The organism is Bacillus sp. FSL R9-9492 (assembly GCF_038007365.1).
GTDB classification, from domain to species: domain Bacteria; phylum Bacillota; class Bacilli; order Bacillales; family Bacillaceae_G; genus Bacillus_A; species Bacillus_A mycoides.
On the sequence record NZ_JBBOXC010000001.1, the window covers coordinates 2,136,969 to 2,158,390 of the forward strand.

Here is a 21,422-nt window from a genome sequence, read left to right on the forward strand (position 1 = left end):
AGAAAAACAAATGATAAAAGATATGCAACCATTTTTACAACAAGCTTGGGAAAAGGCTGGTTTTAAAGAATTTACTGAAATTCAAAAACAAGCGATTCCAACTATTTTAGAAGGACAAGACGTTATTGCTGAATCTCCAACTGGAACAGGAAAAACATTAGCGTACTTATTACCACTTTTACATAAAATTAATCCTGAAGTTAAACAACCTCAAGTTGTAATTTTAGCGCCAACTCGTGAACTTGTTATGCAAATTCATGAAGAGGTTCAAAAGTTTACAGCAGGAACGGATATTTCAGGTGCGTCTTTAATTGGTGGTGCGGATATTAAGCGCCAAGTTGAAAAATTAAAGAAACATCCGAGAGTTATTGTCGGTTCACCAGGACGTATTTTAGAGTTGATTCGCATGAAAAAATTAAAGATGCATGAAGTGAAAACGATTGTATTTGATGAGTTTGATCAAATTGTAAAACAAAAGATGATGGGTGCTGTACTTGATGTAATTAAATCAACGATGCGCGATCGTCAATTAGTGTTCTGCTCGGCGACAATAACAAAAGCTGCAGAAGATGCGGCACGTGATTTGACAGTTGAACCACAATTAGTACGTGTAACACGTTCAGAGGCACAGAGCCTAGTTGAACATACGTATATCGTTTGTGAGCGTCGTGAAAAAAATGATTATATTAGAAGAGTTATGCATATGGGAAATGTAAAAGCAGTTGCCTTCTTAAATGATCCATTCCGTTTAGATGAAATTACTCAAAAACTGAAGTTCCGTAAAATGAAAGCAGCAGCACTTCATGCAGAGGCAAGCAAACAAGAGCGTGAAGTAACGATGCGCGCGTTCCGTAGCGGGAAATTAGAAATATTACTTGCTACTGATATTGCAGCACGTGGATTAGATATCGATGATTTAACACACGTAATCCACTTAGAGTTACCAGACACAGTAGACCAATATATTCACCGCTCAGGACGTACTGGACGTATGGGTAAAGAAGGAACAGTTGTTTCTCTTGTAACAGAACAAGAAGAGCGTAAATTACTTCAATTTGCGAAAAAATTAGGTATCGTGTTTACGAAACAAGAAATGTTCAAAGGAACATTTGTAGAATCGAAACCACCAGCACCAAAGAAAAAGAAACCAGCTTTTACTGGTAAGAAAAAGCCTAGATAAATAATTGGGAAGACGTAACTATGCGTAGTTACGTCTTTTTTTGTGGAATAATAGATGGAATTTTATTAACGACTATTAAAATTTCATCTATCGTAACTTTAAAAATATTAACGATTCTACAGGGAATATTGATAAAGGTGTAGCATTTCTAGTTTAGTTTGTACAAGGAAGTAACATAAAAAGAGTCGAATATTAACATGATACGAAATAATAAAAAGAAGGTACATGTATGGCTAGGAAATTAGGAATGTTTTTAAATACGAAACATATTGAAGTAAACGAAGGAATAAGAAAGGCGAGAGAATGGGATTTAGAATATATTCAACTATATGCTATGAATGAGAATTTCAATTTAGCTAATATTTCAAAGTTAGAATGGATTACTTTAAAGGATAGCTTATCTTTTAATGGGATTAAAGTCCCATCATTAGCAATTAGTTTTGGAGAAAGTGGAATTGTAGGGGCGGAAGATGAAAGTGTAATAGAGCAGTTGAAACGTGTTGCTGATAAGGGATTAGAATTAGGAGCAAACATAATAACGGCTCACATTGGAAAGATTCCAGATGTTGAAAAGAGCGAGCGATATGAAAAGATGCAAAGGGCTTGTTATGAGATAGGGGATTTATCATTAAAATTAGGGGGAGTCTTTGCTATTGAGACGGGATCTGAAAAAGCAATAGTGTTAAAAAGATTTTTAGAAAATATAAACTCAAAAGGACTAGCAGTTAACTTTGACCCAGCGAATTTAATAAGTGATGTAAATGAAAATCCGATAGAAAGTTTATTCCTATTAAAAGATTATATAGTACAAACGCATATTAAAGACTGTAAAGAATTGAAAAGCGATAGTTCAAGTAAGTATATAGAAGTCGCAGCAGGAAACGGTGAAGTAGATTTCAATATATTCTTCAAGGCATTAGATGAAATCGGATTCGACGGTTATTACATGATTGAAAGAAATGATTATTTTAACGAACTTGACGGGATGAATCAGTCGATAAATTTTGTGAAGAGGTACATATAAACTCAAAAGGAATAACAATAGCACTTGTAGAAACCTACATAGAATATAAAAACCATTAGGGGGAAAACAAATGATCCATAAAGTTGGACAAATTATGTTATACGTAAATAATCAAGATGAGGCAGTAAATTTTTGGAAGGAAAAAGTAGGATTTCATGTAATTGCAGAGGAAGATAACAAGCAAGGAATGAGATGGATTGAAATCGCTCCGACTAAGGGTGCAGAAACGAGTATTATACTACATAATAAAGAAGTTATTTCGAACATGAGCCCAGAATTAAATCTTGGTACACCGTCCTTAATGTTCTTCTCAGAAAATCTTGATCAATTATATAAAGAGCTAACAAATAAAAATGTTACTGTTGGAGAAATGGTAACTATGCCTTCTGGTAAATTGTTTAACTTTGCTGATAGTGAAGGGAATTACTTTGCAGTAATGGGAAAAAATAAATAATTATATAGTTATGTGAAAATCCCCCTCGTAAATAATGAGGGGGATTAAATATTTGAAGTCAATTTTTTATTAACGAGTTGTTCTATAAAAAATGTTCCTTTTTCAATTGCAGTCTCAATATAACCAACGATTTGATCAAATGAAAACACTTGTAAGTTTTCGTGCAAGTGTTGCTCAGGATATAGCATATCTTCAAAAATATATTGCCGAAAAGCTAAAACATTCTTTCTAGAAATCTCCTCTATATTCACAATGTTAGCCTCTTGATTAAGTAGGGCGAAGAGCTGCTGTTCTTTATCATAATGATGCAACAATTGTGCGTTCAATAATTTAAAATCGTTATAGTACATAGGTGCGATAGTTTCGTCGTTTTCTATTCTGTTTTTAAGCCAAGGTAGAAAAAAGCCGCTTAGCCAATTATCATCGGCAATGAGGTGGGTATAATAACCTAAAATATAAGGGGAATCCAGATGATCTTCGTATTTATGAATAAATGAATCATAATCTATTCTTCTCGTATAGTTCTTCGTTGTACCAGCGTAAAAATGTGAAGTTCCTTTTTCTTTTTTTGAATGAACAGCATCAGGAGCTACACCGCCAAGTAAGAAAGAAGTTTTATCTTGAATAGATAGTTTCTCTGCAATACCGCTCGCGATAATGATATGCATAATTCGTGATCCCATGAATAACACCTCTATTTCATGTATTCATTTTAGGGAGCTGTCTGAACGTGGAGTATTACTTTCCCTGTACTTTGTCTACTTTCGACCCATTCATGTGCTTTCCCTGCATCTTGAAGAGGAAAAGATTTCGTAGCTTTAATTTGTAAACTTCCATCGCGTAAATAACGGAAAACTTGATTCGCAGTTTCTTGAAGCAATTCAGGACGTTTTTTCCGTGTAGTGCCAAAGCTGAAACCGAGTATAGAACGGCAACTTGCGTGTAAATCTTTCGTTTGAAAAATACCAACTTCTCCGCTAGCATTGCCGAATTGGACGAGACGACCGTAATAAGCAAGGCATTCTAAACTTCTTTCGGACACAGTACCAGAAATAGAATCTAAAACAATATTAACGCCTTCTCCGTTTGTAAGCTGATTTACCCTCTCTACAAAATCTTCATCTTGATGACAAATAACATAATCGGCTCCTGCATCAAAAGCGATTTTTCTTTTCGCTTCACTTCCAACAGTACCGATAACTTTTTTAGCCCCTAATAGTTTTGCAAGTTGAATCGCTGTAGTACCAATTCCTCCAGCAGCTGCATGAATTAGAACAGATTCACCTTGTTGAAGTCTTGCAACATTTGCAAGTAAATTGTAGCTTGTAAAAGATACGATAGGGCAAGCGGCTGCAGTTTGGAAATCAACTTCATCAGGTAATACAAAAGTAAGATTTTCGTTCGCGACAACATATTCAGAGTATGAACCATTTTGAGGAAAAGCAATGACTCGTTGGCCAGGATAAATGTTTTTTACATGAGAACCTACGCGTTCTACAATACCAGCTGCATATATCCCTGGGATAAAAGGTAAGGCTTTGTTTCCTTTTTTGCCATAACGTGATTTAATATCGGCAAAATTAACACTAGTAGCAACAACGCGTATTAACACTTGATTGTCTGAAATAGTCGACATATCCACATCTGTATATTTCATCACTTCAGGACCACCGAACGAAGTTACAACGATAGCTTTCATATACATCCTCCTAAATTTGAATATATATATTATTTTAAATCTTTATTAGAAATTGGAAAATTATATAATTGTTATGCAAGGTTATAAGTGAAGCTTATGAAGTCATTGGATCATTGTATTAATGTATATAAAAAACTTTTTGAAAAAATCGAACGAAATATCAATTACTTGCCAATATATAGTGTAGGACAAAGGAGGGATGGTACATGAAGGGTGAAACAGTGTATTCAGATTTAATCCAATTAACTTTATCAGGCAATAAAGAAGCATATAGCGAATTGTATGATAAAACAATTCAAGAAATATATAAGACAGCACATTTTTTAATAGAAGACAAAGCAGATGTAGATGATGTCGTTCAAGAAATATACATACAGCTATATGAATCGCTTCGTAAATATGATAGCGAGAAGCCATTTAGACCTTGGCTAATTGGACTTGCGATTAAACAAATTCATTCTTATAGAAGAAAGAGGTGGATGCGACTACGAATTGTAAAAAAAGCAGAAGAGCAAAGAAAACCAGTACAAATTGATTTTTCTAGCGATGTTGTAAGTAAAATATCAAATCAAAAATTAATCGAACTCATTCATAAGTTACCGTATAAATTGAAACAAGTTATTATCTTAAGATACTTACACGATTACTCTCAAGAAGAAGTAGCACAAATATTACATATTCCAATCGGTACAGTGAAGTCTAGAATTCATGCGGCATTAAAGAAACTACGTCAAAAAGAGCAAGTAGAAGAAATCTTTTTAGGAGAGGTAGGGAATGTGAAATGAGCTTAGATTATAGAGTTAGAGAATCTATACAAGAAGAAGCGAAGGGGATTATTGCCCCGCCGGAGTTAAAAGAAAAAGTAATTGTTCAAATAAAAATGAAGAGCGGGGGAAGTAAAAGGAAGAAGCGCCTTATCGCAGGAGTGCTTGCAGCCGCATTTTTAATCCCAACGACTGGTTTTGCTTACCAATCTATTATGGCGGAGGGTATATACGGATCTTTTGAGAACTTAAAAAAACATGCCGGAGCTATAACATTAGAAGGATACATGCGTTTTAATGCAAAGTTATCACAAGCGAAAGACGAAATGGGTGCGAAGGAATATGAAGAGTTTACAAAAGAACTAAAGAAATTAACAAATGCAAAGCTTGAGTACGGGGATTCGAACGGTAATATTGATTATGATCAATTATCACCAGCTAAAAAAGAGGAAATGAAAAAGGTAGAAATGGAACTTCAGCCGTATTTTGATAAATTAAATGGCCATAAATCTAGTAAAGAAGTATTAACTTCAGAAGAGTATGAACGATATATGGAAGCGTTAATGTCATATCAAACTGTATTAGTAAAAGCGAAATCGAGTGGTGGGATAACAGTAGAAGAAGTACCTGAAGCGTATAAAGAAAGATTTATTAAAGCAGAACAGTTTATGGAGTATGTAGATGAAAAGGTGAGATAAGTAAAAAAGCTCATAGCTTAAGCTGTGAGCTTTTCTTATTGAAACGTAAATATATTAACCACCTATTCCTTTTGCTAGCAATAAGAAATATACAAATATTATTATGACTCCATTTAATGTCGTACCAACTATTTTAAATAGCCAATTCTTTGATGCGATCGCAAAAATAATACCGAGTAATGAAAGAATACTTAGAAGCACAATAATTAATGTTAAATTTGCATTAGGTCCTCTTAAAATAAAGAAAGAACATATACTTGTGATAAACGTTAGAAACGAGAAAGTCCCTAATTTCATAATAAGTCTCCCTTGTTTGAAATGTATTTTGATTTAGTGCGCGACTTTCTTTAGTTTAACATAAATTTCCTATTACCAATTAAATATATGAACAATAAAAAACGAGTATAAAATCTATGCGATTTCATACTCGTTTTGTTATTACTTAAATTTCCTTACCGCATGTATAGCAACTCTTACAAGGAGTATGACACTTATAAATAAACTATCATAACCAACAAAACTTAAAAATTGAACATTAGGTTCTTTTGCATACATGTCAGGGCAGAATTATCTTGATTTGCTTAATAAAGTGAAAGTGGGAAATCACTTAGTTATATTCCTTACTATTCTCTTTGTCTTTTTGTATAAAACAATCTAAAAGAGAATAGCCAGCTATTAAACTTATTATCGTAACAAAAGTTGTATTTATAAGAATAATATTAGCTAAATAAGGTAGGTATGCACCAACTGGTGAAAAGAGTAGAGCTGGAGAAAAGGAAATGAATAGCGTCGGCAACGTAATCGCGATAAATTTATCCGGTTGAAAGCGCCAGTTTTGTTTACTCGTTTCGCGATTAATGGATTGAAGGAATCGTAATAAAATGCCAACTATAAGAGGGAAGAGTGTAAAGTAGAATAATCTTGGATAAACGTTAAAGTTCACCTGCGCGTCTGTATCTAAATAAAATTGAATTTTCACTCCGACAAATAATAATAAGACGATAAATAAGGTGAAGCAGAGATATAGCATCACTTTTTGCATTACATTCCACCATCCTTTACTCAAAATATATTCAAAAAAAGAAGAGATATACAATAACTACTGTTGTATATCTCTTCTTTTAAGGTTATTTAATAGTGGAGTTTGCTTTTTCTTGCTTCGTGAAATAATCTATAATTCCCATCGCGCTAATTTCTAAATCAAGATGTAAAATGTTATAAACAGAATGATTGGATGGAACATTTAACTTTGTAAGATGAGAAGAGATTTTATCCATTAATAAAGTTTGTAATGCTTTAGTGGCCTCATCGAAATCATTATACTTTTCAAAGACCTCTTTACCAGTATGAACGAAAACAGGTAACCAATGTTCAAGTTGGTTATATACTTCTGTAACATTGGATGATGCGCCGTAATGACCGAAATAAATAGTATCTATATTCATACTTTGAATATGATTTTTAGAGGCAATCATCGCATCTGGCTGGAATTGTGAAGGAGACGTTGATGGTAGATATAGTTCTACATCAAGGTCTGCGAGTTCTCTATAATAAATTCCTATTGTATCGCCAGTAAAAATGCCGTTTGTTAATGAATCGTGAATGCTAATATGGTGCTTCGCATGTCCCGGTGTATCATAAAATGTGAGTGTACGGTCTTCTTCAATTTGTAATGTATCACCATTTTGTACAATATGAACACGTTCTTCTTCAATTGGAAGAATTGGATCAAAAAGTTTATCAAAATCTTCTTTGTACACAGCTTTTGCGCCAAGAATTAGTTTTGTTGGATCAATCATATGACGAGCCCCGCGCGGATGCACAAATAGAGTAGCATTTGGGCACTTTTCCATCATTAACCCTGCTGCGCCTGCGTGATCTAAATGAACATGTGTAACGATAATGTTTTTTACATCATTTAAATTAATATGTAATTGCTGTAAGCCGTCTAAAATATAGGGAAGAGAAGGGGCCGCACAAGTTTCAATTAAAGTAATATCGTCACCTAATAAAACGTATGTACCTGTGCGTTCATCATGTTGTAAGTCATAATCATCAATAAGATATAGATGAGAAGATAGTTGTTCTACTTTTTTCATACTTACCACTCCTTATATACGGTATGTATCTATTATACGCTAAAAATAGAAAAAGACAGAAAACGAAAGCTCGTCTTCTGCCCTTTTGTAATGTAGTTATTTCGTTTGTTCTTTATTGATAGACATAACGAACAGTCCAACAATGCCACCAACGATAGGAAGCATAATTTCTCCTGCTAAATTAAAGTAGGAGCTTAAAAATAAACCATTTACATCGATTACCCAGCCAATAACATACAATAACATCATATATAGTACGAAATAAAACTCGCGATTTGAAATCGTTTCATGTTGTGCAGTTTTCATAATGAACACCATCCTTTTCTATTATAATGGAAATATAAACTGTCACATTTTGTTCACAAATTAATTGTAAAACTTTCCATCATAAAAGTCTAGTATATTGTGTCGAATTTTCGAACGGAAATAAAGCGCTATCATTCCGGTATGTGAGTACGTAATAAAAGCTGTATATTCACGAATGTAGTATAGTATAAACATAGAATGATAGTGAAGAGAGGGGTAGGAACAATGACAGTTTATGATTTTTCAGCTAAAACAATAACAGGAGAAGAAAAATCGTTAAAAGATTACGCAGGAAAAGCACTTCTTATTGTAAATGTAGCTAGTAAATGTGGATTTACACCACAATATAAAGGGTTACAGGAAGTATATGATAAATATAAAGACGAAGGACTAGAAATACTCGGTTTCCCTTGTAATCAATTTGGGGGACAAGAACCAGGCACAGAAGCTGATATTACTAGTTTTTGTGAATTGAACTACGGTGTGAACTTCCCAATGTTTGCGAAGATTGATGTGAAAGGTGATAAGGCTCATCCTCTTTATACATACATGACAGAACAAGCACCAGGTTTACTCGGTATGAAAGCAGTGAAATGGAACTTTACTAAGTTTCTAATTGGAAAAGACGGGAAAATAGTAGGGCGTTTTGCACCGCAGACGAAGCCGGTGGATTTAGAGGTTGAGATTGAGAAGGTGCTTGGGGAATAATTAGGAGTTAGCTATCTTTTATTATGTTTACTAAAAAACACCTCAAAGAACAAAGTAGCTCTTTGAGGTGTTTTCTTTAAACTCACATTATCAAGATTAAATCACTCTATCGTAGTCGTTTGATTTAGGCAGAGAAGCTGCTTTTTTCATAAGCACTTCCCATAAGTGTACGGATGTCTTCCATTCGGCTGCGGCCTGTTCCTTTTGATACATAGCGTTCTCATAACTGAAAGTAAGTTGTTGCATATCGGCCGAATTGTAAAGTGTATCGATGTGGAGAGCGTATTCTCGGAATGTTTGACTTTCACCCCGTGGTATGCCAATTCTCGCAAATTGTTTTAAAAGTGCACCGTAAGCTTTTTGATAAACAGCATCATCTTTTCGGTATTTATAGAAAAGAATAATAAAAAATGTAATCCATTTCATTCTAGTGGTGAAGAGAATGTATCCGATGATACTAATCGGTATCGTAGAGAGGAATACGTACCACCAAGAAAAATCATTTTTGGAATTTGTGATCTTTTTAGTAGAGGCTTCTTCTGTATTTTCTATTAAACTTTTGAGCTTTGCTTCATTGTTCCGTTGGTGTATTGGCTCGTTATTAGAATTATTTATTTCGTTATTTTGTGAAGTAGAAGCAGGAGTATTATTTGTAAAATTATAGGGATTGGTAAATCCTTTTGTTGGTTCGAATGGAATCCATCCGTATCCTGGGAAATATACTTCGACCCAAGAGTGTGCGTTATTGTTCGCGATTTTATAAACATTCTCACCTTCTGTACTAGCAAGTGTATTCTCCAGAGTTCCTTCTGCAAATCCTTTTACCCAGCGAGCAGGAATCCCGGCAGAACGAAGTAACACGATCATAGATGTCGAAAAATTATTGCAGTAACCGCTTTTTGTATCGAAAAGGAATTGATCTACATAGTCTTGGTTTTTGGCAGGGTATAAGACATTCATTGTTTCGTATACAAAAGAATTGTCTGTAAAGTAATTTTCAATAGCTAATACTTTATCATATCGGTTGTCTTTATCATTTGTAAGATTGACAGCCAAGTCTTTTACTCGCTGCGGTAATGATTCGGGAAGTTGTGTGTACTTTGTCATGAAATAAGAACTTGTTTCATGACCTCCATTCGTTTTTACAGCTTTCAAATTTTCTATGGAAAACTCCGGGATCTCATATGTTACTTTATACGAATTTAAAGTAGTAGAAGAGTCTCCATGCATCGTATAGATTTTTTCTGAAAATGGGTCAACACTGTATGATACATCAGTAGAAGCATCAACAGATACTAATCCTGCTGGATAGGTAAGGTGAGGATAACTTTTTTGCATGGTGATTGTTGCTTCGGTTGTCGCCGTTTTTGTATTTTGTTCGTACCAACTCACGACGTCGTTTTTATTTTTAAAAGAAACCTTTTTCGGGTTTTCAGAAACCTCCCAGCCTTTTCCTGTATAAAAATCTTTTGTTTCTACTCTCCAATATTGTTTGTTTTGCGTTTGTGCTGTAAAAACAATTGTATTATCGGCCTTAAAAGGGCCACCTAATTGCGAGTCATATAAACCATACCCAATTTTAGAAACTTCTTGTTCTTTACTTGCTTCAGATGTGTTGAATTTTAAAAAATTCATTGGGTTTGGCCATTGAGGGCCAAATTTTGGAGCGAAGTATGCGATGGTTGCTGACAATACAATAAATATTGTAAGAGGTCTAAGTAATTTTGAGATTACTCTAGCATAATTTTGTAAGTGTTCAATCTCTTTTATTCGTTCTATTTGAAGAAGACTAAGCATAAAAAAGCCGATGACAATAGTACGAATAATAGCGTAGTTTGCATTGTATAAATGTAAGTTATGAAAAATGGTGATATAAATAATAGTCAATATAAGAAATAACAACCCACGTTTTTTATGAATCATCCAAAAAGAGATGAAAGCACTCAAAAACCAAAAGGATAAAAAAAATAAAAGTGTTGGAAAAACTGGAGAAATATCTAGCAAATCCCCCTGGAAAAACAGAGAGGAATTTCGAGAAATATCAGCAAAAAATTTTGTTAGCCAAGATGGATTTATAAAAGCATTTTTATAATACAGGAAATGAATGATGAATAAGATCGTGACAATCTTTATTGGAATCTGCCACCTTGTTTGAAAAAAAGAGAGAGTGAAGCAAATTCCTATAAATATTACAAAAATATCTAATCTACCTACGTTTGTAATACCTATAAGGGGTCTTAGCCATTCTAGTAAAAGTAGAAGTGCACATACATGCATGAAGAATCTGCTCATATCCCATTTGTATTTTGTTCGTAATGTTATCATTTGCTCACCTCAAAAAACACGTTTGTATACCGGTTTTCATAAACCACATTTACAAATATTTTTCGTTTTTGTAGCGTTTCTAGTATACTTAGTTCTCGATGAGAGAGTTGATTCGCTTTTTCTTTCACGACAAACACCATTAATTTTCTATTTTTAATAGCGGCATAGTCAGCCGCCTTTTGAATATCGGGAGAAAGATCGCTTGTTACGAGTATAATCGTTACGGGCTCATAAATTTTTCTTAATTCCATTTCTACACTCCGGGAGAGTGGGAATACACTGTCTGCTTGCACTTTCGCTAAATGACAAAAGATTTGATGCAACTGACTATCTCCATTGTCTAAAGGGAAAAAAGTTCGTTCTTTTCCGACAGACACGAATGACGCTGGTGAATTTTGCTTCAATACAGCCCTTACAATAGAGGCGGAAAATGTTACGACTGATTCGAATAGAGGGGACTCAGTTCTATCCATGAATATCATGATATTATGGCTGCGCTGTTGTTCAAACTCTTTCGTCATAATATTGTTTGTTCGGGCAGTTGCTTTCCAATCAATCCATGAAAAGCGGTCACCAGGTTTATAGTCTCTGACACCGACAGAGATTGTAGAGTCTTTTGCTAAATTTATATTTGCTGAAAGCGCTCCTTGTTCGAAATGATTTTCCAATTGTCGATACGTTATATCTACGTACTGGGGATAGATTAAAAATGTATCTGGAACTGAAAAAGTTACTTCTTTCTCCATCATACCGAATAGATCACCAGTTTTGACACGTACGCTTGAAAAAGTGTGCTCTCCTCTAGGGATTGTGTCAATAACATATTGAAACGAAATATCTCGTTTCAATCCTGGAAAGAGTATTACCTTATTCACCTTCGTTTGTCTACAATTTGTAAATTGTGATGGCAGTTCATCTTCTATAATTAAATAAAGTAAGGGAAAAGGAAATCTTCTTTTTATTGTAATAGTGCTTAAAAATTGTTCTCCTGCTGCATATTCATTTTGGTTTGTTATTCGTTTTACTTCAGCGTCTCGTAAAGCGTAGAAGGGAAGTAGTAGTGAATAAAGGCCAATAGGAATCGTACTGTAAAACAAAAACCAACTTACAAATCCTCCTTGAAGCATAGCGTATACAAATGTTAAGACTAGGCATAAAGGTATTAGCAATAACTTCGTAACGTGATATAGTGCTCGTAGTAGTCGTTTCATCAAAGGTTTTTCGTCCTTTGAGTCGGCACGGTAGTTCGTGCAACGATTTTGGCGATAAATTGTTCTCCTGTTATTCCTTCAAATCTTGCTTCCATTTTTAGAATGAGTCTGTGAGCTAAAACGTAAGGAGCTAAAAATTTAACATCGTCTGGAATAACATAATTTCTGCCATGGATGAATGCATAAGCTTGTGAAGCTTTCATTAAAGCGATTGAGCCGCGTGGACTTGCACCTAGCTGTATAGAACTATAAGAACGAGTCTGACTAACAAGCTTTACAATGTAATGCTTGATTGCTTTGTCCATGCTTACTTCCCGTACGCTTTGTTGTAAATAAAGTAATTCTTTGATTGTTGTAATAGCTTGTAAATGGGAGAGTGGGTTTGTTTTTTCCATCCGGTTTAAAATTTCAAATTCTTCTTCTGGTGTAGGATATCCCATTCTTAGCTTCAACAAGAAACGATCGAGCTGAGCTTCTGGTAAAGGATATGTTCCCTCATATTCGACCGGATTTTGTGTAGCCATTACAAAGAAAGGTTTTGGTAACGATCTTGTAATGCCATCTATTGTGATAGTGCCTTCTTCCATACTTTCAAGTAAGGAAGATTGTGTCTTTGGAGATGTACGATTAATTTCATCAGCAAGTACAAAATTCCCCATAATCGGTCCAGGCTTGAACTCAAATTGGAGTTCTTTTGGATTATAAATAGAAACACCTGTTACATCTGACGGCAGTAAATCAGGTGTGAATTGAATACGCTTGTAATCGGCATCAATGGATTTAGAAAGAGCACGTACTAGCATTGTTTTCCCGACACCGGGAACATCTTCTAATAGTACATGACCTTCAGCTAAAAGAGCTGTCAAAGCTAAGAGTGTTTCTTTTCGTTTTCCGACCATTAATTTTTCAATATTGGTGATTATTTTTTCTACTATGGGATGTAATGAATCAAGCTGGGGCATCGTAATCCTCCTAATTTTATTATCTTTTCTAATTCATTTTTATGTTAAAGAAAAGGAGTTCCTTCATTTTAATGCAGTATAATAGTAATCTAAGAGGTAAGTAGGAATGGTTTATATAAGTTCATATTGAGAACTTATATAAATAGGAAAAACTTAAATGTTAAAAAATCATGGTGATATACTTTATAATTTCTATGTCCCCAAAGGAAATCCTACTCGTAATTTTATGAATATTCAGATTATACATGTAGATAACATCTAGTATAATTGTTTCCGTAATTAAGGGCAATACAGTAAATAATGATTTGTAGTTTTATCCCTCTATTTGCGGGCTGATTAAAGTTTCACTTTATATAAAATATGTCTTGATAATAGTATCGTTGCAGAAAAGTAAATTCCTTATAGCATTATTGAAGTAGTATCAAGACTCTTTTTAATATATTTATATAAAAACGTAGGAATTTCTCCTGCGTTTTTTCTTATGCAAAAAAAGGTGAATCCTCCAAATACTATTCTCCTAATAAGCCCACCGCTGACCGAAATCTTCACAACAAAACAAAGTAATCTTTACTTATAAATGTTTCTCCTTAAACCGATTTCCAAATGAATTTATGACAATCTCTTGAACTGTGCGAAATGTCACATCTGTATTTTACAACCTCTCTTATAGTAAGGGTATGTAAGAGAGACGTATTAAAGGAGTGAACAGTATGAAGAAGAAACCTTCAGCACTAATGAGACGTTTAAAATATTTTTCACCAATAGATCGTTATAACGATAATCATACACAAGAAACATATGAAGATCGCGAATGGGAGAATGTGTACAGAAAGCGTTGGCAGCATGATAAAGTAATTCGTTCTACACACGGCGTGAACTGTACTGGTTCATGTAGTTGGAATATATATGTGAAGGATGGAATTGTAACTTGGGAAGGGCAGGAGCTTAACTATCCGACTACAGGTCCTGATATGCCTGATTTTGAACCACGAGGATGCCCACGTGGAGCAAGTTTTTCTTGGTACATTTACAGTCCGCTTCGTGTGAAATATCCGTATGTACGTGGTGTTCTATGGAGTATGTGGCAAGAGGAACTACAAAATAACGAGTCACCACTAGACGCTTGGAAAAGCATTGTGGAAAACCCTGAAAAAGCACGTACGTATAAGCAGGCGCGTGGTAAAGGGGGATTCATTCGTGCGAATTGGGATGAAGTATTACAACTCGTTTCTGCTTCATTACTATACACAGTAATTAAATACGGTCCAGACCGAAATGTTGGTTTTTCACCAATTCCAGCAATGTCGATGTTAAGTCATGCAGCTGGTAGCCGCTTTATGCAACTTATGGGTGGACCAATGCTTAGTTTCTATGATTGGTACGCAGATTTACCACCAGCTTCTCCGCAAATTTGGGGTGATCAAACTGATGTACCAGAAAGTAGTGACTGGTATAACTCTGGTTACATTATGACATGGGGTTCAAACGTACCGATGACGAGAACGCCAGATGCACACTTTTTAGCCGAAGTTCGATATAAAGGAACGAAAGTCGTTTCTGTAAGTCCTGACTTTGCCGAGTCTACAAAGTTTGCAGATGATTGGATTAGTGTGAAACAAGGTACAGATGGTGCACTTGCGATGGCAATGGGGCATGTGATCTTACAAGAATTTTACGTAGATAATCAAGTGGAATACTTCACAAAGTATGCGAAGCAATATACTGATTTTCCTTTCTTTGTCACATTGAAAGAAAAAGGAGATCAATTCGTTGCTGATCGTTTCTTAAATGCTTCTGATATTGGACGCGAAACGAAGTTAGGGGAATGGAAACCTGTAATTTGGAACGAGAATACGAATGATTTTGCAACACCTCACGGCACAATGGGATCACGTTGGGATAACGAGAAGAAATGGAACTTGCGTTTAGAAGATGAACAGACAGGTGAAACGATTAATCCGCGTCTTTCTTTACTTGGAATGGAAGATAGTGTTGAAACAGTGCAAATTCCGTACTTCTCTGATGATGGAAATACAATATTAGAACGTACAATTCCAGTGAAAAAAGTTATGACAGAAGAAGGCGAAGTGTGCGTTACAACTGTATATGACTTAACGTTAGCAAATTACGGTGTGAACCGAGGTCTTGGCGGGCAAGAACCGAAAGATTTCAATGATGATGTACCGTTTACACCTGCATGGCAAGAGAAAATGACCGGAGTAAAGCGAGAGCTTATTATTCAAATTGCTCGTGAGTTCGCGCAAAATGCAGTTGATACGAATGGCCGCTCGATGATTATTATGGGAGCTGGTATTAACCATTGGTTTAACTCTGATACGATTTATCGCGCAGTTTTAAATCTTGTTCTTCTCGTTGGGGCACAAGGTGTAAACGGCGGCGGTTGGGCACATTATGTTGGTCAAGAAAAATTACGACCAGCAGAAGGATGGCAAACAATCGCGATGGCGAAAGATTGGCAAGGGCCACCGAAATTACAAAACGGTACATCTTTCTTCTATTTCGTAACAGATCAATGGCGTTATGAAGATACACCTGTTGGACATTTAGCATCACCAGTTGAGGGCAACTCTCGTTATCAACATCACGGTGATTACAACGTATTAGCAGCACGACTTGGCTGGTTACCTTCTTATCCAACATTCGAGAAGAATGGGATTGAATTATATAAAGAAGCTGTTGCTGCTGGTGCAACAACACAAGAAGAAATCGGAAAATACGTTGCACAAAAACTAAAAGAAAAAGAACTGAAATTTGCGATTGAAGACCCAGATAATAAAAACAACTTCCCGCGTAACTTATTCGTATGGCGTGCAAACTTAATTTCAAGTTCCGGTAAAGGACACGAATATTTCTTAAAACATTTATTAGGTACAACAAACGGATTAATGAATGACGATAGTGACTCATTAAGACCAGAAGAAATTAAGTGGCATGAAGATGCACCTGAAGGGAAGTTAGATTTACTCATTAATTTAGATTTCCGTATGGCTGGAACGGCGCTTTATTCTGATATCGTCTTACCTGCTTCAACTTGGTATGAAAAGCATGATTTAAGCAGTACGGATATGCATCCATTTGTACATCCATTTAATCCAGCAATCGGTTCACCGTGGGAAGCACGTTCTGACTGGGATATTTTCACCTCTCTTTCTAAAGTTGTGTCAGATTTAGCGAAGAAAATCGATCTTGAACCAATGAAAGAAGTCGTTGCAACACCACTTCTTCACGATACACCGCAAGAATTAGCACAACCACTTGGTAAGATTAAAGACTGGAGCAAAGGTGAGTGTGAACCGATCCCAGGTAAAACAATGCCGCAAATTCATGTTGTCGAAAGGGATTATAAAACGATTTATGACAAGATGACAGCGCTTGGACCAAATACCGGAAAACAACCGATTGGTACGAAAGGGATTTCTTGGTCGGCAGAAAAAGAATATGAGCAATTAAAGAGTCGATTAGGAGTTGTTCGAACGGATTCTATTGCGAAGGGGTGCCCAGACATAAAAGAAGCAATTAATGCTGCTGAGGCGGTATTAACACTTTCTTCTACAACAAACGGTCATATGGCGGTAAAAGCATGGGAAGCGCTTGAAAAACAAACCGATTTAAAACTACGTGACTTAGCAGAAGAACGTGAAGAAGAATGCTTCACATTTGAACAAATTACAGCGCAGCCTAAAACAGTAATTACTTCTCCGGCCTTTACGGGTTCTGAAAAAGGTGGACGCCGTTACTCACCATTTACAACAAATGTTGAACGTCTCATCCCTTGGAGAACGATAACTGGTCGACAATCTTTCTACTTAGATCACGACATGATGAAAGAATTTGGCGAAACGATGGCAACATTTAAACCAATACTGCAACATAAACCATTCCGTAAATCACGCCCTGAAGTAGAAGGGAAAGAAATTACACTAAACTATTTAACACCGCATAATAAGTGGTCGATTCATAGTATGTACTTCGATTCATTGCCAATGTTAACGCTGTTTAGAGGTGGTCCAACTGTTTGGATGAATAAAGATGATGCGACTGAAGCTGGTGTTGCTGATAATGATTGGATTGAATGCTTTAACCGTAACGGCGTAGTCGTAGCACGTGCTGTTGTAACACACCGTATACCGAGGGGGATGGCATTTATGCACCATGCGCAAGATCGTCACATTAACGTGCCTGGTACGAAATTAACAAGCACCCGCGGGGGAACACATAATAGTCCAACTCGTATTCACGTTAAACCAACACATATGATTGGTGGATATGGCCAATTAAGCTATGGATTTAACTATTATGGTCCGACTGGGAACCAGCGTGACTTAAACGTTGTAATCCGTAAACTGAAGGAGGTAGATTGGCTTGAAGATTAAAGCGCAAGTCGGAATGGTAATGAACTTAGATAAATGCATCGGCTGCCACACTTGTAGCGTAACATGCAAAAACACCTGGACGAATCGTCCAGGTGCTGAATATATGTACTTCAATAACGTAGAAACGAAACCTGGAATTGGTTATCCGAAACAATGGGAAAATCAGGAGAAATACAAAGGCGGCTGGGAATTGAAAAATGGTGAAATTCAGCTGAAATCCGGTTCGAAAATGAAGCGTCTTATGAATATTTTCCACAATCCAGATCAGCCAACAATTGATGATTACTTTGAACCTTGGAATTATGATTATGAAACATTAACAAATAGCCCGCAGCGTAAGCATCAACCAGTTGCTCGTCCGAAATCAGCAATTACGGGTGAATTTATCGACAAAATTGAATGGGGTCCAAACTGGGAAGATGATTTAGCAGGCGGACATATAACAGGGTTACAAGATCCGAACGTCAAGAAAATGGAAGAAGGAATTAAAACGGATTTTGAAAATGTCTTTATGATGTATTTACCACGTATTTGCGAACATTGTATGAATCCATCTTGCGTTTCTTCTTGTCCATCTGGTGCGATGTATAAACGTGAAGAAGATGGGATTGTTCTTGTGGATCAAAATGCATGTCGTGCATGGAGATTTTGTGTATCGTCTTGTCCGTATAAAAAAGTATATTTTAACTGGCAAACAAATAAAGCAGAAAAATGCACAATGTGCTTCCCACGTATTGAAGCTGGTATGCCAACAATTTGCTCTGAAACATGTGTAGGACGTATTCGCTATATTGGGGTAATGCTATATGACGCTGACAAAGTAAAAGAAGCTGCTTCTGTTGAAAATGAAAAAGATTTATATGAATCTCAGCTTACTGTTTTCCTAGACCCAAATGATCCAGAAGTAATAGCTGAAGCGAAAAAACAAGGGATTCCTGATGAATGGATGAAAGCTGCTCAAGAGTCACCTATTTATAAAATGATTATTGATTGGAAAATTGCTCTTCCTCTTCATCCAGAGTACCGTACAATGCCGATGGTTTGGTATATCCCGCCTCTTAGCCCAATTATGAATATGGTGGAGGGGAAAGGAAGTAACTGGCAAGCAGAAGAGATTTTCCCTGCTATCGATAATATGCGTATCCCAATTCAATATTTAGCGAATCTACTCACTGCAGGAGATGAATCACACATTCGTCTTACATTGAAAAAAATGGCTGTCATGCGAACGCATATGAGAGCATTGCAAATTAATAAAGAACCAAATGAAGCTGTATTAAAAGAAATTGGTTTAACGAAACAGGATGTAGAAGATATGTATCGTCTTCTTGCTATCGCGAAATATAAAGATCGCTTCGTCATCCCGACATCTCACCGTGAACAAGTTGCTGATTTATATAGTGAACAAGGAAGCTGTGGTTTATCCTTCACAGGTGGCCCAGGCTCTTGTATGACAATTTCTTAAATAAAGGGGGCAGAAAATTATGAAACAAAGTTTACAAACTGCTTTTTCTTGTTCTTCTTTTCTTCTCTCCTACCCGGAACTAGGGTGGAGAGAAGCTTTAACTGAATTACAAGAAGAGATTGAAGCAATTGAACAGGAAGACGTTAAAGCAGCACTTACAACATTTATAAAACGAGCGCTAGATAAAACAGACAATCAACTCATTGATTCTTACGTATATACATTCGACTTTGGAAAGAAGACAAATATGTATCTTACCTACATGAAAACAGGTGAACAAAGAGAGCGTGGAATTGAATTGTTAGAGTTAAAACAGCATTATAAAAAATCTGGATTTAACGTAACAGATAAAGAACTACCTGATTATTTACCACTTTTACTTGAGTTTCTTGCAAATGCAAACGAAAAAGATAGCGAACCAATTATGAGTAAATACACAGAAAATATACAAGCACTGCACGGGCAATTAAAAGAAGCAAACTGTATGCACGAACCAATTCTCGCCGCTGTTCTCCTAGCTATCGATGCATGGGGAGTACAGACGAATTAGAAAGGAGTGTTGTCAAAATGATGGATCAATTTTTATGGGTGTTGGTTCCCTATATCATTTTTGCAATCTTTATCGGTGGGCATATTTTCAGATACAACTATGATCAATTTGGATGGACATCTAAATCTAGTGAACTATTAGAGAAGAAAATGCTCCGGATCGGAAGTCTATTATTCCACTTTGGGATAATGCTCGTAATTGGCGGTCATGTTATGGGGATTTTAATTCCAGAGTCCTTATACCGTTCAATAGGTATTTCTGAGCATATGTATCATATAGTAGCAATTAGTTTCGGACTTCCGGCAGGTGTTGCTTCTATCATCGGTTTAATTATACTAACGTATCGCCGTGTAACAGTAAAACGCATCATTGCAACGAGTACAACGGGAGATTATATTGCGCTTATTTTATTACTTATCGTTATGCTAGCAGGACTTTCTTCAACCTTTTTAAATATCGACTCAAAAGGGTTTGATTATCGTACAACAATCGGTCCGTGGTTCCGAAGTCTCTTTATTTTCCAACCGAAAGTTGAATATATGATGGAAGTACCAGTATGGTTTAAAATTCATATAATTGCAGGTATGGGTCTATTCGCAGTATGGCCATTTACTAGACTTGTCCATGTATTTAGTGCCCCAATTAAATACTTAAGCCGTAGTTATGTGATTTACAGAAGACGTATTCCTAATGAATTGAAAAAATAATGCCGCTGTAAACGGATAAGAGCTAGCGGCTAAAATGAAGCGAGGCCTAATATGGAAGGTCTCGTCTTTGTTTATATAGGGGGATAACCGTGTACGTGAAAATTAATAAGTAGCTTAATATGAAAAAAAGAGTAGCATCTAAATAAGATGCTACTCTATGCTACAAACAGAGGCAGAACAATCTTCACAAGCAATTTCACATTTTAAAAATTGTAAATCATGGATTGTAATCTTTCCTTTATGAATAGAAATCGTACCTTTTTTTTTCAAATCATTTAACATTCGATTTACGCTTTCACGGGAAGTTGCACAGAAATTCGCAAGTTCTTGATTCGTTAAAGGTAAATCGATGAGAATCCCATTTTCTTTTAAAACACCATAACTATTTGTCATTCGAATGAGAGTAGAATATAGGGCACCTTTTTTGCCGTGTAATACTAAATCTCGGAACTTCGTTTGCATTCTTCTTAAATGTTCACTAATCCATTTCATAAATTCAAATACAAGAGCGGGTTTTTGGAGTAATGCTTTTTCTAAGGCTTCACGCTTTATAACGCCTACTTCAACATCTTCAAGGCATTTTGAATTTAATAAATACTTCGCATTGTCCGTGAACAATGTTAGTTCTCCAATAATGTCATATTGCGAACAAATACGGAGTGTTAATTCTTGCCCGTCAGCACTTAGTTTACTAATTTGTACTTTTCCTGAGTGGATGATATAGAGATCTGTTGCTTCCATACCTTCTTGAAAAATAAAACTTCCTTTTTTAATCTGCATTTTATATTCAACAGATGCAAGTAATTCTTTTAAATCTTGAGATAATGTCATACTGTTTGCCACAGCGATCACCTTTCTTCTTATAAGCAATACATT

General features: G+C 35.8%; 20 protein-coding genes. 10 read left to right on the forward strand and 10 right to left on the reverse strand.

Features of this window, described 5'->3' with window-relative positions; all coding sequences use genetic code 11:
• Window positions 1-10 precede the first annotated feature (10 nt).
• The 3 genes from MKY70_RS10825 (at window position 11) to MKY70_RS10835 (ending at window position 2,658) form a co-directional block, all read left to right on the forward strand.
• On the forward strand, window positions 11-1,180 hold the full coding sequence (locus MKY70_RS10825) for a DEAD/DEAH box helicase (RefSeq protein WP_002012513.1): 1,170 nt from the start codon (window positions 11-13) through the stop codon (window positions 1,178-1,180).
• 229 nt (window positions 1,181-1,409) lie between these two features.
• Window positions 1,410-2,204 (forward strand): sugar phosphate isomerase/epimerase family protein, encoded by a 795-nt coding sequence (locus MKY70_RS10830; RefSeq protein WP_113734591.1) that lies wholly within the window; start codon window positions 1,410-1,412, stop codon window positions 2,202-2,204.
• Window positions 2,205-2,274: 70 nt separating this feature from the next.
• Window positions 2,275-2,658, forward strand: coding sequence for a VOC family protein (locus tag MKY70_RS10835; RefSeq protein ID WP_341024177.1), 384 nt, complete (start codon window positions 2,275-2,277; stop codon window positions 2,656-2,658).
• 44 nt (window positions 2,659-2,702) lie between these two features.
• Here the strand turns inward: MKY70_RS10835 and MKY70_RS10840 are convergent, their stop codons facing one another.
• The gene (locus MKY70_RS10840) at window positions 2,703-3,341 is read right to left on the reverse strand and encodes a zinc dependent phospholipase C family protein (RefSeq protein ID WP_002135913.1); all 639 of its coding nucleotides are present in this window, start codon (window positions 3,339-3,341) and stop codon (window positions 2,703-2,705) included.
• Between the two features lie 29 nt (window positions 3,342-3,370).
• The gene (locus tag MKY70_RS10845) at window positions 3,371-4,357 is read right to left on the reverse strand and encodes a quinone oxidoreductase family protein (RefSeq protein WP_341074505.1); all 987 of its coding nucleotides are present in this window, start codon (window positions 4,355-4,357) and stop codon (window positions 3,371-3,373) included.
• Window positions 4,358-4,563: 206 nt separating this feature from the next.
• Here MKY70_RS10845 and MKY70_RS10850 point away from each other — a divergent pair, with 206 nt between their 5' ends.
• Both MKY70_RS10850 and MKY70_RS10855 read left to right on the forward strand, forming a co-directional pair.
• On the forward strand, window positions 4,564-5,142 hold the full coding sequence (locus MKY70_RS10850; protein WP_002165914.1) for a sigma-70 family RNA polymerase sigma factor: 579 nt from the start codon (window positions 4,564-4,566) through the stop codon (window positions 5,140-5,142).
• Entirely contained in the window at window positions 5,139-5,819 is a 681-nt protein-coding gene (locus MKY70_RS10855; RefSeq protein WP_341024180.1) for a DUF3600 domain-containing protein, read from the forward strand. Before MKY70_RS10850 ends, MKY70_RS10855 begins: the two co-directional genes overlap by 4 nt.
• 54 nt (window positions 5,820-5,873) lie before the next feature.
• On the opposite strand, the gene MKY70_RS10860 is transcribed toward MKY70_RS10855, so the two are convergent.
• The 4 genes from MKY70_RS10860 to MKY70_RS10875 all read right to left on the reverse strand — a co-directional run bounded on the left by MKY70_RS10860 (window position 5,874) and on the right by MKY70_RS10875 (window position 8,224).
• Entirely contained in the window at window positions 5,874-6,116 is a 243-nt protein-coding gene (locus MKY70_RS10860) for a hypothetical protein (protein ID WP_131246654.1), read from the reverse strand.
• 310 nt (window positions 6,117-6,426) lie between these two features.
• Complete coding sequence (locus MKY70_RS10865) at window positions 6,427-6,861, reverse strand: hypothetical protein (RefSeq protein ID WP_078181557.1); 435 nt, start codon at window positions 6,859-6,861, stop codon at window positions 6,427-6,429.
• Window positions 6,862-6,946: 85 nt separating this feature from the next.
• The gene (locus tag MKY70_RS10870; RefSeq protein WP_341024182.1) at window positions 6,947-7,918 is read right to left on the reverse strand and encodes an MBL fold metallo-hydrolase; all 972 of its coding nucleotides are present in this window, start codon (window positions 7,916-7,918) and stop codon (window positions 6,947-6,949) included.
• A gap of 96 nt (window positions 7,919-8,014) precedes the next feature.
• Entirely contained in the window at window positions 8,015-8,224 is a 210-nt protein-coding gene (locus tag MKY70_RS10875) for a DUF3925 family protein (protein WP_002127081.1), read from the reverse strand.
• 225 nt (window positions 8,225-8,449) lie between these two features.
• Here MKY70_RS10875 and bsaA point away from each other — a divergent pair, with 225 nt between their 5' ends.
• Complete coding sequence (gene bsaA / locus MKY70_RS10880; RefSeq protein WP_341024185.1) at window positions 8,450-8,932, forward strand: glutathione peroxidase; 483 nt, start codon at window positions 8,450-8,452, stop codon at window positions 8,930-8,932.
• 96 nt (window positions 8,933-9,028) lie between these two features.
• Here the strand turns inward: bsaA and MKY70_RS10885 are convergent, their stop codons facing one another.
• The 3 genes from MKY70_RS10885 to MKY70_RS10895 are packed head-to-tail and all read right to left on the reverse strand — an operon-like array spanning window position 9,029 to window position 13,430.
• Window positions 9,029-11,257 (reverse strand): transglutaminase TgpA family protein, encoded by a 2,229-nt coding sequence (locus tag MKY70_RS10885; RefSeq protein ID WP_341024187.1) that lies wholly within the window; start codon window positions 11,255-11,257, stop codon window positions 9,029-9,031.
• Window positions 11,254-12,468 carry a DUF58 domain-containing protein gene (locus MKY70_RS10890; RefSeq protein ID WP_341026376.1) on the reverse strand — a complete coding sequence of 405 codons (1,215 nt, stop codon included), beginning with the start codon at window positions 12,466-12,468 and terminating at the stop codon, window positions 11,254-11,256. The genes MKY70_RS10885 and MKY70_RS10890 overlap by 4 nt, the downstream gene beginning before the upstream one ends.
• Window positions 12,468-13,430, reverse strand: a complete 963-nt coding sequence (locus MKY70_RS10895) for an AAA family ATPase (RefSeq protein ID WP_341074508.1) — start codon at window positions 13,428-13,430, stop codon at window positions 12,468-12,470. The genes MKY70_RS10890 and MKY70_RS10895 overlap by 1 nt, the downstream gene beginning before the upstream one ends.
• A 710-nt stretch (window positions 13,431-14,140) precedes the next feature.
• Here MKY70_RS10895 and MKY70_RS10900 point away from each other — a divergent pair.
• The 4 genes from MKY70_RS10900 to narI are packed head-to-tail and all read left to right on the forward strand — an operon-like array spanning window position 14,141 to window position 20,546.
• Entirely contained in the window at window positions 14,141-17,824 is a 3,684-nt protein-coding gene (locus MKY70_RS10900) for a nitrate reductase subunit alpha (RefSeq protein WP_341024189.1), read from the forward strand.
• Entirely contained in the window at window positions 17,814-19,289 is a 1,476-nt protein-coding gene (gene narH / locus MKY70_RS10905) for a nitrate reductase subunit beta (protein WP_341024191.1), read from the forward strand. The genes MKY70_RS10900 and narH overlap by 11 nt, the downstream gene beginning before the upstream one ends.
• A gap of 19 nt (window positions 19,290-19,308) precedes the next feature.
• Complete coding sequence (narJ, locus tag MKY70_RS10910; protein ID WP_088032703.1) at window positions 19,309-19,839, forward strand: nitrate reductase molybdenum cofactor assembly chaperone; 531 nt, start codon at window positions 19,309-19,311, stop codon at window positions 19,837-19,839.
• A 17-nt stretch (window positions 19,840-19,856) separates the two neighbouring features.
• Entirely contained in the window at window positions 19,857-20,546 is a 690-nt protein-coding gene (gene narI, locus MKY70_RS10915) for a respiratory nitrate reductase subunit gamma (RefSeq protein ID WP_341024194.1), read from the forward strand.
• Between the two features lie 150 nt (window positions 20,547-20,696).
• On the opposite strand, the gene MKY70_RS10920 is transcribed toward narI, so the two are convergent.
• Window positions 20,697-21,389 (reverse strand): Crp/Fnr family transcriptional regulator, encoded by a 693-nt coding sequence (locus tag MKY70_RS10920; protein WP_088032707.1) that lies wholly within the window; start codon window positions 21,387-21,389, stop codon window positions 20,697-20,699.
• Between the last annotated feature and the right edge of the window lie 33 nt (window positions 21,390-21,422).